Origin of the sequence: Actinomadura violacea, from assembly GCF_017573465.1 — a bacterium.
Classification (GTDB): domain Bacteria; phylum Actinomycetota; class Actinomycetes; order Streptosporangiales; family Streptosporangiaceae; genus Spirillospora; species Spirillospora violacea.
Genome location: NZ_JAGEPF010000023.1, coordinates 92,846 through 105,356, shown reverse-complemented (window position 1 = coordinate 105,356; position 12,511 = coordinate 92,846). Strand labels below are relative to the sequence as shown.

Below are 12,511 nucleotides of genomic sequence, written 5' to 3'. Positions count from 1 at the left end.
CGCGATGTCACCGGCATCCCCCGCGGGTCACCACCGCGAGCCGCCGAGGTCCCGGGAGACGGCGCGGGCCGCGTCCCGCACGAACGCCACCAGCCGGGGCTCGGGGACGCGGCCGGTGTCGCAGATCCGCTCGACCGCGCCGGAGATCCCGATGGCCCCGACGACGAGTCCCCCGTACCCGCGGATCGGGGCGGCGATGCCGGCCTCGCCGATGGACAGCTCCTCGATCTCGGCCGCCCAGCCGTTCTCCCGCACCCGGGTGGCGGCCCGTGCGAGCAGGCGCGGATCGGTGATCGTCCGGCGGCAGTAGGACTCCAGCTCGGTGTCGCGGATCGAGGCCGCCGCGTTGGCGTCGTGCGCCAGCAGCGCCTTGCCGAGCGCGGTGGCGTGCAGCGGCAGCAGCGACCCGACGTCCAGCGCCTGCAGGGTGTCGTCGGGCCGGAAGACGTGGTGGACGACCAGGACCTTCCCGTCGAGCAGGGTGCCGATGCGGACGGCCTCGCCGCTGCGCGAGGCCAGCGCGTCCGCCCAGTTGATCGCCCGGGAGCGCAGCTCGTTGACGTCCAGGTAGCTGGTGCCGAGGTGCAGCAGGGCGGCGCCGAGCTGGTATTTTCCGGTGCCGCCGTCCTGCTCGACGAAGCCGACCCGCTCCAGGGTGCGCAGGATGCCGTGCGCGGTGCCGCGGGCCAGGCCCAGCGAGCCGGCGATCTCACCGACGCCGAGCCGGCCGGAGCTGGCGGCGAGCAGCCGCAGGATCGCGGCGGCCCGCTCGATCGACTGCACAGGTCCGGGCATGACTCCGATGCTAGTTCTGGGGCCAGGGTGCCGACAATGTCGGCACCCGTCGTCATCACCGCCGTTTCCGTCCCGAACTGCCCGGATTCTGTGATCTGGTGCACAGGGGGGAGCGTAACCGGCGCCGGGCGGCGGGGAAAGTGTTCGACATTGTCGGCAGCCTCCCGTTGTTTCCGGGTCATCCCCGTCTTACGTTCTGGCCAGCCTCATGGGGCTTCGCGTCCACCCCCGCAGCCGAGGAGCACACGACATGGCGGAACGCCGGAAATTCCCACCGCTGGCCGGGGAGCTCGCCGCCGAGTTCGCCGGGACCATGATCCTGATCCTGTTCGGAGTCGGCGTCGTGGCGCAGGTCGCCGGCGCCGACATCGGCGACCACGACAGCATCGCCTGGGCCTGGGGGCTCGGCGTCACGCTCGGCGTCTACGTCGCCGCGCGGATCAGCGGCGCCCACCTCAACCCCGCGGTGACGGTCGCGCTCGCCGCGTTCAAGGAGTTCTCCTGGCGGAAGGTGGCGCCCTACATCGCCGCCCAGACCGCCGGGGCGTTCATCGCGGCGCTGATCGTCCGCTGGAACTACAGCGAGATCCTGGCCAAGGTCGACCCCGGCCACACCATCAAGACCCAGGGCGTCTTCTCGACGCTGCCGGGCAACGGGTCCCTGCCCGTCGGCACCTGGGGCGCGTTCCGCGACCAGGTCATCGGCACCGCCATCCTGCTGTTCGTCATCAAGGCGCTGACCGACGCGCGGAACGCGCCGCCGCTGGCCAACCTCGGCCCGTTCCTGATCGGTCTGCTGGTGGTCGCGATCGGGATGGCGTTCGGCTCGGACGCCGGCTACGCGATCAACCCCGCCCGCGACTTCGGGCCGCGGCTCGCGCAGTTCATCACCGGCTACGGCGGGGCCTGGAAGGACCAGCACGGGGACCTGTACTTCTGGGTGCCGATCGTCGCGCCGCTCATCGGCGGCGTGCTCGGCGCCGGGCTGTACAAGCTGCTGATCGGCTGGTTCCTGCCGTCCGACGACGTGGAGCCGGACGTCGCCAAGCCCGAGCCCGAGTACGAGACCGCATGAGCGAAGCGAACCGGGGGGCGCGGGGGGTCGTCCCCCCACAGGCGACCGGCATGATCGGTCCTCGTCCCCGTCCGCAGGCCCTTCCCACTGGAGATTCCGCACATGGCTGACTTCGTCGGAGCGCTCGACCAGGGCACCACGAGCACCCGGTTCATGATCTTCGATCACGGCGGCAACGAGATCGCCCGCCACCAGCTCGAGCACGAGCAGATCCTGCCGCAGGCCGGCTGGGTCGAGCACAACCCCACCGAGATCTGGGAGCGCACCCGGGCCGTCATCCAGAGCACGCTGAACAAGGCGAACCTGTCGCACACCGACCTCGCCGCGTTCGGCATCACCAACCAGCGCGAGACGACGCTGGTGTGGAACCGCCGCACCGGGCGGCCCTACTTCAACGCGATCGTCTGGCAGGACACCCGCACCGACCGCATCGCCTCCGCGCTCGAGCGCGAGGGCAAGGGCGACGTCATCCGCCGCAAGGCCGGGCTGCCGCCCGCCACCTACTTCTCCGGCGGCAAGATCCAGTGGATCCTGGAGAACGTCGACGGGGTCCGGGAGGCGGCCGAGCGCGGCGAGGCGATCTTCGGGACGACCGACAGCTGGGTGCTGTGGAACCTGACCGGCGGTCCCGACGGCGGCGTGCACGTCACCGACGTCACCAACGCCAGCCGCACCATGCTGATGGACCTGGAGACCCTCGACTGGGACGACGAGCTGCTGTCGTTCTTCGGCATCCCGCGGCAGATGCTCCCGGAGATCAAGCCGTCCTCGGCGCCCGGCGGCTACGGGGTCACCCGCGCCGACGGCCCGCTCGGCGGCGAGGTCCCGCTGACGGCCGCGCTCGGCGACCAGCAGGCCGCGACGGTCGGCCAGGTGTGCTTCTCGCCCGGCGAGGCCAAGAACACCTACGGCACCGGCAACTTCCTCCTGCTCAACACGGGCAACGAGCTGGTCCGGTCGAAGAACGGGCTGCTGACCACGGTCTGCTACCAGCTCGGCTCCGACAAGCCGGTGTACGCGCTGGAGGGCTCGATCGCGGTGACGGGCTCGGCCGTGCAGTGGCTGCGCGACCAGCTCGGCATCATCTCCGGCGCCGCGCAGAGCGAGGCCCTCGCCCGGCAGGTCGAGGACAACGGCGGCGTCTACTTCGTCCCCGCTTTCTCCGGCCTGTTCGCGCCCTACTGGCGATCGGACGCGCGCGGCGCGATCGTCGGCCTGTCCCGGTTCAACACCAACGCCCACCTGGCCCGCGCCACCCTGGAATCGATCTGCTACCAGTCGCGGGACGTCGTCGAGGCGATGCGCGAGGACTCCGGCGTCGCCCTCGACACGCTCAAGGTCGACGGCGGGATCACCGCCAACGAGCTGTGCATGCAGATGCAGGCCGACATCCTCGGCGTCCCGGTGTCGCGCCCGGTCGTCGCCGAGACCACCGCCCTCGGCGCCGCCTACGCCGCCGGCCTCGCCGTCGGCTTCTGGAACACCACCGACGAGCTCCGGCAGAACTGGAACGAGGCCAAGCGCTGGCAGCCCACCTGGGACGACGCGCAGCGCACCGCCGGGTACGCCGGCTGGAAGAAGGCCGTCAACCGCACGCTCGACTGGGTCGACGTGAACTGACCAGTGTTCCGCCACGTCGACCGGCGGCGTGTCGTCCTTCACCGGCCGCTCACGAGGACGACACGCCGCGGGCCGACGATGGAACCCCTACACCTCGGGAGCATGCAGTGACATCCGTAGCCCTCGGCCCTCGGTACCGCGAGGACACCCTGCGCGCCCTGGCCGGGAACGAGTTCGACGTCCTGGTCGTCGGCGGCGGCATCGTCGGCGCGGGCGCCGCGCTCGACGCGATCTCCCGGGGCCTGTCCGTCGCCCTGGTGGAGGCGCGCGACTGGGCGGCCGGCACCTCCAGCCGCTCCAGCAAGCTGATCCACGGCGGGCTGCGCTACCTGGAGCAGCGCGACTTCGGGCTGGTCCGCGAGGCGCTTCGGGAGCGCGCCCTGCTGCTGCACCGGCTCGCGCCGCACCTGGTGCGGCCCGTCCAGTTCCTGTATCCGCTGCGGAACCGGGTGTGGGAGCGGGCTTACGTCAGCGCGGGCGTCACCCTCTACGACACGATGGGCGGCGCCCGGTCGCTGCCCCGGCACCGGCAGCTCACCCGCCGTGGCGCGCTGCGGGAGGCGCCGGCCCTGCGCTCGGACGCGCTCGTCGGCGCGATCCAGTACTACGACGCGCAGGTGGACGACGCCCGCTACACGATGATGGTCGCCCGGACCGCCGCGCGGTACGGCGCCAAAGTCGCGACGCGCGCCGAGGTGACGGGGTTCCTGCGCGAGGGCGAGCGGGTCACCGGCGCGCAGGTGGTGGACCTGGAGGGCGGGCGGGAGATCACCGTCCGCGCCCGCCGGGTCGTCTGCGCGACGGGCGTGTGGACGGACGGCGCGCAGGCGATGACCGGCGCCCGGGCGACGTTCGCGGTGCGCGCGTCCAAGGGCGTCCACCTGGTGGTGCCGCGCGACCGGATCCCGATGGACACCGGCCTGATCACCCGGACCGAGCGCAGCGTGCTGTTCATCATCCCGTGGGGCCGGCACTGGCTGGTCGGCACGACCGACACCCCGCACGACGACGGCCCGGACGAGCCGGTCGCCGACCACACCGACATCGGCTACCTGCTGGAGCGCGTGAACGCGGTGCTGCGCACGCCGCTGACCATGGACGACGTCGAGGGCGTGTACGCGGGGCTGCGGCCGCTGCTGTCCGGCGAGATGGACGACACCGCGCGGCTGTCCCGCGAGCACGCCGTCGCCGAGCCGGTGCCGGGGCTGGTCGTCGTGACCGGCGGCAAGTTCACCACCTACCGGGTCATGGCGCGCGACGCGGTCGACGTGGTCGCCGAGGGCCTGGACGAGGCGGTGCCCGCGTCGGTCACCGGGCGGCTGCCGATCCTCGGCGCGGACGGGTTCGAGGTGCTGTGGAACGAGCGGCGCCGGCTCGCCGCCCGCTCCGGGCTGCACGTCGCGCGGATCGAGCACCTGCTGCGCCGGTACGGGTCGTGCGCGCAGGACGTCCTCGACCTGGTCGCCGCCGACCCGGAGCTCGGCGCGCCGATCCCCGGCGCGGAGGACTACCTGTGCGCCGAGGCGGTCTACGCGGTGACGCACGAGGGCGCCCTGCACCTGGAGGACGTCCTCGCGCGGCGGCTGCGCGTCTCGATCGAGGAGTGGGACGGCGGCCTCGCCGCGGCGGAGCACGTCGCCGGCCTCCTCGCGCCCCGGCTGGGCTGGAGCCGCGAGGACGCCGCCGACGAGGTCAAGCGGTACGTCCTGCAGATCAGGGCGGAGCGCCGCGACGGGCCGGCGGTCGTGGAGCCGCCCGTCACCGCGGCTTAGGCGGCGGAGAACGTCGCGGTCATCGCGGTGACGCCGCCGGGCGCCTCGATCGACAGCTCCCCGTCCGGCGAGCCGGCCGCCGCGAAGGGCTGCCGCGCGTAGACGGGCCTGCGGGCGCGGAACGACAGTTCGTTCACCTTCAGGCCCGCCCTGCGCGGCAGTTCAAGGCAGAGGATCGCCAGCAGCGGACCGTGCACGACGAGGCCGCCGTGCCCCTCGACCTCCGTCGCGTACGTCTCGTCGTAGTGGATGCGGTGGGCGTTGTAGGTGAGCGCGCTGAACCGGAACAGCAGCACCGGGTCGGCGGTCACCGGCAGCGTCCACGGCGCCTTCACCTCGGGAGCCTCGAAGGACACCTCCGGCGGGCGGGACGCCGCGTCGCCGCTGCGGTAGACGAGGTCCTGCTCCTCGACCGCGATCTCGGCGCCGTCCCGCAGGAAGGTGTGCCGGACGGTCACGAACAGCATCTCGCCGCTGCGTCCCTGCTTGACGGCCGTGGACGCCAGCTCGGCGCGGCGCGTGACGGTGTCGCCGACGCGCAGCGGCTCGCGGACGCCGAACCGGCCGCCGGCGAACATCCGCCGCCGGTCGGGGATCGGCGGCAGGAAGTGCCCGGCGAGGGGGTGGCCGTCGGGTCCGAGTTCGCGCTGCGCGGGCCGGTCGAGGAAGTGCAGCCAGTGCCACAGCGGCGGCAGCTCCTCCCCCGGCGGCTCGACGTCCAGCACCCCGGCCAGCGCGGCAGACGGCGCCGCGCCGATGACCTCGACCGCCTCCACCGGTCCCGGCGACCAGCCGCCCACGTCGATCATCGCTTCACCTCTCGGCCGTCCGCCACTCCCCAGGGATTATGCCGACGGCCGGGAACGGTGCCCTGCCCGGCCTACTTCGCGAAGGCGTCGACGCCGGTCAGCTCCGCCGAGTACGCCCACAGCCGGGTGGCCTCGTCGGGGTCGGTCGCGTAGGGACGGACGCCCACGGGCGCGGGCGCACCCGCCTTGCGGCCGCGGACCTCCGGCACGTCGTCCGGTGTGGGCTCGGCGATGTCGCAGTCCATGCAGTAGACGCCGCCCATCCCGTCGAGGCGCGGCGACGTCGCCGCCCACACCGCCGTCGCGGCGCCCTGCTCCGGCGTCTTGAAGCCCTGGGCGATCTCGTTGCCGTCCTCGTCGATCCACCCGTACGCGATCTTGTCCTCCGTCGGGATGTGCCGCTGCAGCGGCGTGAGGATGCTGCCCGGATGGAGGGAGAACGCCCGCACCGCGTCCTTCGCCAGCGCGTCCAGGTGCACGGCGAACAGCACATTCGCCGTCTTCGCCTGCCCGTACGCCTCCCACCGGTCGTAGCCGCTCGTGAAGTGCGGGTCGTCCCAGCGCATCCGCGAGAAGTGGTGCCCCTGCGAGGAGACCGCGACGACCCGGGCGCCGGGCCGGACCGCCGGCCACAGCCGGTTCACCAGCGCGAAGTGGCCGAGGTGGTTGGTGGCGAACTGCGCCTCCCAGCCCGGCCCCACCCGGGTCTCCGGGCAGGCCATGACCGCCGCGTTGCCGATGACCATGTCGATGCCGCGTCCGGACTCCAGGAACCGGTCGGCGAACCCGCGCACGCTCTCCAGGTCGCCGAGGTCCAGCTCGTCCACCTCGATGTCGCCGACGCCCGCGAGCGCCTCCTTCGCCACCGCGGGGCGCCGCGCCGGCACCACCACGTGCGCACCTGCCCCGGCCAGGGCCCGCGTCGTCTCCAGCCCGAGCCCGGAGTAGCCGCCGGTCACCACGGCCAGCCTCCCCGACAGGTCGATGCCCGCCAGGACGTCGCGCGCCGTGCTGCCGAACCCGAAACCCGAATCGATCCTGCGTTGCGGAGTGATCATGCACCGTACGCTACGAGTTCGAGCGCACTCCAGGTCAAGCCGGGATCTCGGGGCAGTGCGTGCCGGTGTAGATCGTCGGCATGCAGCGGTTGCAGTGGATGCACAGCGACCGTGTCGAAGGATCCTCCGCGATCCTGTTCACCAGGTCGGGCTCGCGCAGCAGCGCCCGCCCCATCGCGACGAACTGGAAGCCCTCCGCCATCGCCTTGTCCATCGTCTCGCGGTTGGTGACACCGCCGAGCAGGATCAGCGGAAGGTCCAGCTCAGCCCGGAACTTACGGGCGTGCTCCAGCAGGTACGCCTCCTGGTACGGATAGGCGTGCAGGAACTTCGTGCCGGACATCCGGATGCCCGTGCGCAGCGGCTGCTTGAAGTTCGCGGCGAACTCCTTCACCGGCGCCCCGCCGCGGAACAGGTACATCGGATTGAGCAGCGAACTGCCCGCCGTCAGCTCCAGCGCGTCGACGGTGCCCTCCTCCTGGAGCCACCGGGCGACCTGAAGGCTGTCGTCGATCTCCAGCCCGCCCGGCACGCCGTCCCGCATGTTGATCTTCGCGGTGACGGCGATACGGTCGCCGACCTCCTCGCGCACCGCGCGGGCGATGCCGAGCGCGACCTTCGCGCGGTTCTCGATCGGCCCGCCGTAGGCATCATCGCGCTTGTTCAGCCGCGGACTGAGGAACGAGCTGGCCAGGTAGTTGTGCCCGAAGTGGATCTCGACGGCGTCGAAGCCCGCCTCGATCGCCAGCCGCGCGGCCTCGGCGTGCGCGCGAGTGACGCGCGCGATGTCCTCGGCCGTCGCGGGCTTGGTGAACCGCATCCCGATCGGGTTGAAGAACCGCCCGGCCGACAGCCCCCGCATCTTGTTGGACGCGGCATCGGCGACCGGCCCCGCGTGCCCGATCTGCGCCGACGCGGCCGCACCCTCGGCGTGCACGGCGTCGGTGAGGCGCCGCAGCCCGGGCACGACCTCGGGCCGCATGAAGATCTGCCGCCGCTCCGTGCGCCCCTCGGGGGCGACCGCGCAGTACGCGACGGTCGTCATCGCCACTCCCCCGGCGGCGGGTCGCCGGTGGTACTCGATCAGGTCGTCGGTGACGAGGGCGTCCGGCGTCATGCCCTCGAACGTGGCGGCCTTGATGACCCGGTTCCGCAAGGTGACAGGCCCGAGCTCCGCACTTTCGAAGACGTCCACACCGACCTCCGATCGAGGATCTTCCCAGCTCAGCCACGGGTCACGGGCAGGCACGCGGAGCGAGTGCAGCGAGCGGAGCGGGCCTGCCCGACGACGGACAATGCGTTTCGCGCGGAGCGCTAGCGGAGCGGGAAACGCCTTGTCCGTCGTGACGGGGGTTCCAGGGGGTCGCCCCCCTGGGATAAGTGGGCGTTTCGCGCGGAGCGCTAGCGGAGCGTGAAACGCCTCGTCCGTCGCAACGGGGGTTCCAGGGGGTCGCCCCCTGGGCAAAACGGGCGGGCACGCGGAGCGAGCGCCAGCGAGCGCAGCGGGCCCGCCCGACGACGGACGAGGCGTTTCGCGCGGAGCGCCAGCGGAGCGGGAAACGCCTTGTCCGTCGTGACGGGGGTTCCAGGGGGTCGCCCCCCTGGGAATCACAGCCTTTCGAGGATGGTGACGTTGGCCTGGCCGCCGCCTTCGCACATCGTCTGGAGGCCGTAGCGGCCGCCGGTGCGCTCCAGCTCGTGCAGCAGGGTCGTCATCAGGCGGGCGCCGGTGGCGCCGAGCGGGTGGCCGAGGGCGATGGCGCCGCCGTTGGGGTTGACCTTGGCCGGGTCGGCGCCGGTCTCCTTCAGCCAGGCGAGCACGACCGGCGCGAACGCCTCGTTGATCTCGACGGCGTCGAAGTCGCCGATCGTCATGCCGGTCTTCTTCAGCGCGTACGCGGTGGCGGGGATCGGCGCGGACAGCATCCGGATCGGGTCCTCGCCGCGCGCGGAGATGTGGTGGATGCGGGCGCGCGGGGTGAGGCCGTGGTCCTTGACGGCCTGCTCGGACGCGATGAGCAGCGCGGCGGACCCGTCGGAGATCTGGGAGGCGAGCGCGGCGGTGAGCCGGCCGCCCTCGACGAGGGTCTTCAGCCCGGCCATCTTCTCCCGGGTGGTGTCGCGGCGCGGGCCCTCGTCGGCGGTGACGCCCTCCAGCGGGACGATCTCCCGCTCGAAGCGGCCCTCGTCGGTCGCGCGGATGGCCCGCTGGTGCGACTCGTAGGCGAACGCCTCCATCTCCTCGCGGGAGATGTCCCAGTCGCGGGCGATCATCTCGGCGCCGTTGAACTGCGACACCTCGGCGTCGCCGTAGCGCGCGGTCCAGCCCTTGGAGCCGGCGAACGGGCCCTGCGTGAAGCCGAGCGGCTCGGCGGCGGTCATCGCGAACGAGATCGGGATCTGCGACATGTTCTGCACGCCGCCCGCGACGACGAGGTCGGACGTCCCGGCCAGGACGGCCTGCGCGGCGAAGTGCACGGCCTGCTGCGAGGAGCCGCACTGCCGGTCGACGGTCACGCCGGGGACCTCCTCGGGCAGCCCGGCGGCCAGCCAGCAGGTGCGGGCGATGTCGCCGGCCTGCGGGCCGACGCTGTCGACGTTGCCGAACACCACGTCCTCGACGGCGGCGGGGTCGACCTTCGCGCGGTCCATCAGCGCCTTCAGCACGTGGGCGCCGAGGTCGGCGGGGTGGACGCCGGCGAGCCCGCCCTTCTTGCGGCCGACGGGGGCGCGGACCGCTTCGACGATGTAGGCCTCGGCCATGGGGGGTGTCTCCTTCGGGACTAGCTCGCCTGGATGCCTTCGAGGACCATGGCGAGGTACTGCTTGGCGATGTCGTCGGCGGACAGCCGCCCGCCGTGCTGGTACCAGTTGGCCGCGACCCAGACGGTGTCGCGGATGAAGCGGTAGATCAGCGTCCGGTCGAGGTCGGCGCGGAAGGCGCCCTCCTCGACGCCGCGGTCCAGCAGGGCGAGCCACATCTTCTCGAAGCGCCGCTGCGATTCGAGCAGGTAGTGGAAGCGCTCGCCGGCCGCCAGGTGCTTGGACTCGTTCTGGTAGAGGACGACGGCGGGCCGGTGCCGGTCGATCGAGCGGAACGACTCGACGATGACGCCCTCCATGGTGTCGCGGGCGCTGAGGCCGGCGGCGAGGACGCGCTCGTAGGCCGCCCACATCTCGTCCAGGAAGGTCGACAGGATCTCGTCGGCCATCGCCTCCTTGGAGTCGAAGTGGTAGTAGAGGCTGCCGCCGAGGATGCCGGCGGCGTCGGCCACCTTCCGGACGGTGGTGGCGGAGTACCCCTGCGAGGCGAACACCTCGGCGGCGGTGGCGAGCAGTTCGGCCCGCCGCTCCGCGCGGGCGGTCGCGGTGCCCTCGGCGTCGCGCCGTCGTGGACTCATGGTCGGTTCCTATGCGTGCTGGGAAGACACGGAGACGACCTCCCCGGTCATGTACGAGGAGTAGTCGCTGGCCAGGAAGACGATAACGTTGGCCACCTCCCACGGCTCGGCGTAGCGGCCGAACGCCTCGCGCCGCGTCAGCTCGTCCAGCAGGTCCTCCGAGGTCACCTTGACCAGGTGCGGGTGCATGGCGAGCGAGGGCGAGACGGCGTTGATCCGCACGCCGAACTCGGCGGCCTCCAGCGCGGAGCAGCGGGTGAGGGCCATGACGCCGGCCTTGGCGGCGGCGTAGTGGGACTGGCCCTTCTGCGCGCGCCAGCCGATCACCGAGGCGTTGTTGACGATCACGCCGGCGCCCTGGTCGCGCATGATGCGCAGTGCGGCGCGGGTGCAGCGCATGGTGCCGTTCAGGGTGATGTCGAGGACGCGTCCCCACTGGTCGTCGGTCATGTCGACGAGGTCGGCGGTGCCGCCGAGGCCGGCGTTGTTGACGGCGACGTCGATGCGGCCGAAGCGTTCGACCCCGAGCGCGTACAGCGCCTGCACCTGCTCCTCGTCGGTGACGTCGCAGGCGAGGGAGGCGACCCGGTCGGCGCCGAACTCCTTCTCCAGTTCCTGCGCGGACGCGGCGAGCCGCCGCTCGTGCGCGTCGGAGATCAGGACGCGGGCGCCCTCCTCCAGGCAGCGGCGGGCGGCGGCGCCGCCGATCCCGGCGCCGGCGGCGGCGGTGATGACGACGGCGCGGTCCTTCAGCAGGCCGTGCCCGGGGACGTAGGGGGGCGGCGTCATCCGCGAGCCTCTCTGGGGAGGCCGAGCACGCGCTCGGCGATGATGTTGCGCTGGATCTCGTTCGACCCGGCGTAGATCGTGTCGGAGCGGGAGAACAGGAACAGCCGCTGCCAGTCGCTGAGGTCGTAGGGCTCGCCGTCGGCGATCATCCCGGCGGCTCCGAGGACGTCCATGGCGAGTTCGCCGAGCTCGCGGTGCCAGGTGCCCCAGACGAGCTTGGAGATGGACGACTCGGGGCCGGGTGCGCCGGACGCGACGCCCGCCATGGTGCGCACCGCGTTCAGCCGCATGACCTCAAGGCCCATGTAGGCGCGGGTGAGCCGGTCGCGCAGCAGCGGGTCGTCGACGGCGCCGGTGCGGCGGGCGAGGTCGAGGACGCCCTCGAACTCGCGGCGGAACCCGACCTGCTGGCCGAGGGTGGCGACGCCGCGCTCGAAGCCGAGCGTGGCCATCGCGATCTTCCAGCCCTCGCCGGGCGCGCCGACGATGTCGCCGGCGTCGGTGCGGGCGCCGTCGAAGAACACCTCGTTGAACTCGGAGGTGCCGGTGAGCTGGACGATCGGCCGGATGTCGACGCCGTCCTGCTTCATCGGGACGAGCAGGTAGGACAGGCCGTGGTGGCGGGACGAGCCGGGCTCGGTGCGGCAGACGACGAAGCACCAGTCCGATTCGAGGGCGTTGGACGTCCAGACCTTCTGCCCGTCGACGGTCCAGTGGTCGCCTTCGAGCACGGCACGGGTCTGCACGTTGGCGAGGTCGGAGCCGGCGTTGGGCTCGGAGTAGCCCTGGCACCAGAGCTCCTCGACGGCGACGATCGGGGGCAGGAACCGGGCCCGCTGCTCGTCGGTGCCGAACGCGATGATGGTGGGGCCGAGCAGGTTCTCGCCGATGTGCCCGACGCGGGCGGGGGCGTCGGCGAGCGCGTACTCCTCGTTGAAGATCACTTGCTGCCGGACGGTCGCGCCGCGGCCGCCGTGCTCCTCGGGCCAGCCCACGCACGTCCAGCCGGCGGCGGCCATGTGGCGCTCCCAGGCCAGCCGCTCCTCGAACGCCTCGTGCTCGCGGCCGGGCCCGCCGAGGCCGCGCGCGTGCGCGAACTCGCCCGACAGGTTGGCCTCCAGCCAGCCGCGGACCTCGGCGCGGAACGCCCGGTCCGCAGGGGACTCGTTCTGGTTCACGCCCGGAACTCTAC

General features: G+C 72.4%; 11 protein-coding genes. 3 read left to right on the top strand and 8 right to left on the bottom strand.

What is annotated here, in order from left to right:
• Nucleotides 1-27: 27 nt before the first annotated feature.
• Entirely contained in the window at nucleotides 28-795 is a 768-nt protein-coding gene (locus tag J4709_RS34590; protein ID WP_208247212.1) for an IclR family transcriptional regulator, read from the bottom strand.
• Between the two features lie 250 nt (nucleotides 796-1,045).
• On the opposite strand from J4709_RS34590, the gene J4709_RS34585 reads away from it, so the two are divergent.
• The 3 genes from J4709_RS34585 to J4709_RS34575 all read left to right on the top strand — a co-directional run bounded on the left by J4709_RS34585 (nucleotide 1,046) and on the right by J4709_RS34575 (nucleotide 5,262).
• Nucleotides 1,046-1,870 carry an MIP/aquaporin family protein gene (locus J4709_RS34585; protein WP_208247210.1) on the top strand — a complete coding sequence of 275 codons (825 nt, stop codon included), beginning with the start codon at nucleotides 1,046-1,048 and terminating at the stop codon, nucleotides 1,868-1,870.
• 102 nt (nucleotides 1,871-1,972) lie between these two features.
• On the top strand, nucleotides 1,973-3,490 hold the full coding sequence (gene glpK / locus J4709_RS34580; protein WP_208247208.1) for a glycerol kinase GlpK: 1,518 nt from the start codon (nucleotides 1,973-1,975) through the stop codon (nucleotides 3,488-3,490).
• A 107-nt stretch (nucleotides 3,491-3,597) separates the two neighbouring features.
• Complete coding sequence (locus J4709_RS34575; RefSeq protein WP_208247206.1) at nucleotides 3,598-5,262, top strand: glycerol-3-phosphate dehydrogenase/oxidase; 1,665 nt, start codon at nucleotides 3,598-3,600, stop codon at nucleotides 5,260-5,262.
• On the opposite strand, the gene J4709_RS34570 is transcribed toward J4709_RS34575, so the two are convergent.
• From J4709_RS34570 to J4709_RS34540, 7 genes are all read right to left on the bottom strand, one after another.
• The gene (locus J4709_RS34570; RefSeq protein WP_208247205.1) at nucleotides 5,259-6,071 is read right to left on the bottom strand and encodes an HTD2 family dehydratase; all 813 of its coding nucleotides are present in this window, start codon (nucleotides 6,069-6,071) and stop codon (nucleotides 5,259-5,261) included. The two genes, J4709_RS34575 and J4709_RS34570, sit on opposite strands and share 4 nt — an antisense overlap.
• 71 nt (nucleotides 6,072-6,142) lie before the next feature.
• Nucleotides 6,143-7,129 carry an SDR family NAD(P)-dependent oxidoreductase gene (locus J4709_RS34565; RefSeq protein ID WP_208247203.1) on the bottom strand — a complete coding sequence of 329 codons (987 nt, stop codon included), beginning with the start codon at nucleotides 7,127-7,129 and terminating at the stop codon, nucleotides 6,143-6,145.
• Nucleotides 7,130-7,163: 34 nt separating this feature from the next.
• Nucleotides 7,164-8,324 carry an NADH:flavin oxidoreductase gene (locus J4709_RS34560; RefSeq protein ID WP_208247201.1) on the bottom strand — a complete coding sequence of 387 codons (1,161 nt, stop codon included), beginning with the start codon at nucleotides 8,322-8,324 and terminating at the stop codon, nucleotides 7,164-7,166.
• A gap of 413 nt (nucleotides 8,325-8,737) precedes the next feature.
• Nucleotides 8,738-9,892 (bottom strand): acetyl-CoA C-acetyltransferase, encoded by a 1,155-nt coding sequence (locus J4709_RS34555; protein ID WP_208247199.1) that lies wholly within the window; start codon nucleotides 9,890-9,892, stop codon nucleotides 8,738-8,740.
• Nucleotides 9,893-9,912: 20 nt separating this feature from the next.
• The gene (locus J4709_RS34550; protein WP_208247197.1) at nucleotides 9,913-10,530 is read right to left on the bottom strand and encodes a TetR/AcrR family transcriptional regulator; all 618 of its coding nucleotides are present in this window, start codon (nucleotides 10,528-10,530) and stop codon (nucleotides 9,913-9,915) included.
• Nucleotides 10,531-10,539: 9 nt separating this feature from the next.
• Entirely contained in the window at nucleotides 10,540-11,319 is a 780-nt protein-coding gene (locus J4709_RS34545; RefSeq protein WP_208247196.1) for an SDR family oxidoreductase, read from the bottom strand.
• On the bottom strand, nucleotides 11,316-12,497 hold the full coding sequence (locus J4709_RS34540; protein ID WP_208247193.1) for an acyl-CoA dehydrogenase family protein: 1,182 nt from the start codon (nucleotides 12,495-12,497) through the stop codon (nucleotides 11,316-11,318). Before J4709_RS34540 ends, J4709_RS34545 begins: the two co-directional genes overlap by 4 nt.
• Nucleotides 12,498-12,511 lie beyond the last annotated feature (14 nt).

Bases quoted from the DNA above. Each gene is read 5' to 3' on its own strand.
- J4709_RS34590 (WP_208247212.1), bottom strand. From the start codon at position 795: ATGCCCGGACCTGTGCAGTCGATCGAGCGGGCCGCCGCGATCCTGCGG.
- J4709_RS34585 (WP_208247210.1), top strand. From the start codon at position 1,046: ATGGCGGAACGCCGGAAATTCCCACCGCTGGCCGGGGAGCTCGCCGCC.
- glpK (WP_208247208.1), top strand. From the start codon at position 1,973: ATGGCTGACTTCGTCGGAGCGCTCGACCAGGGCACCACGAGCACCCGG.
- J4709_RS34570 (WP_208247205.1), bottom strand. From the start codon at position 6,071: ATGATCGACGTGGGCGGCTGGTCGCCGGGACCGGTGGAGGCGGTCGAG.
- J4709_RS34565 (WP_208247203.1), bottom strand. From the start codon at position 7,129: ATGATCACTCCGCAACGCAGGATCGATTCGGGTTTCGGGTTCGGCAGC.
- J4709_RS34555 (WP_208247199.1), bottom strand. From the start codon at position 9,892: ATGGCCGAGGCCTACATCGTCGAAGCGGTCCGCGCCCCCGTCGGCCGC.
- J4709_RS34550 (WP_208247197.1), bottom strand. From the start codon at position 10,530: ATGAGTCCACGACGGCGCGACGCCGAGGGCACCGCGACCGCCCGCGCG.
- J4709_RS34545 (WP_208247196.1), bottom strand. From the start codon at position 11,319: ATGACGCCGCCCCCCTACGTCCCCGGGCACGGCCTGCTGAAGGACCGC.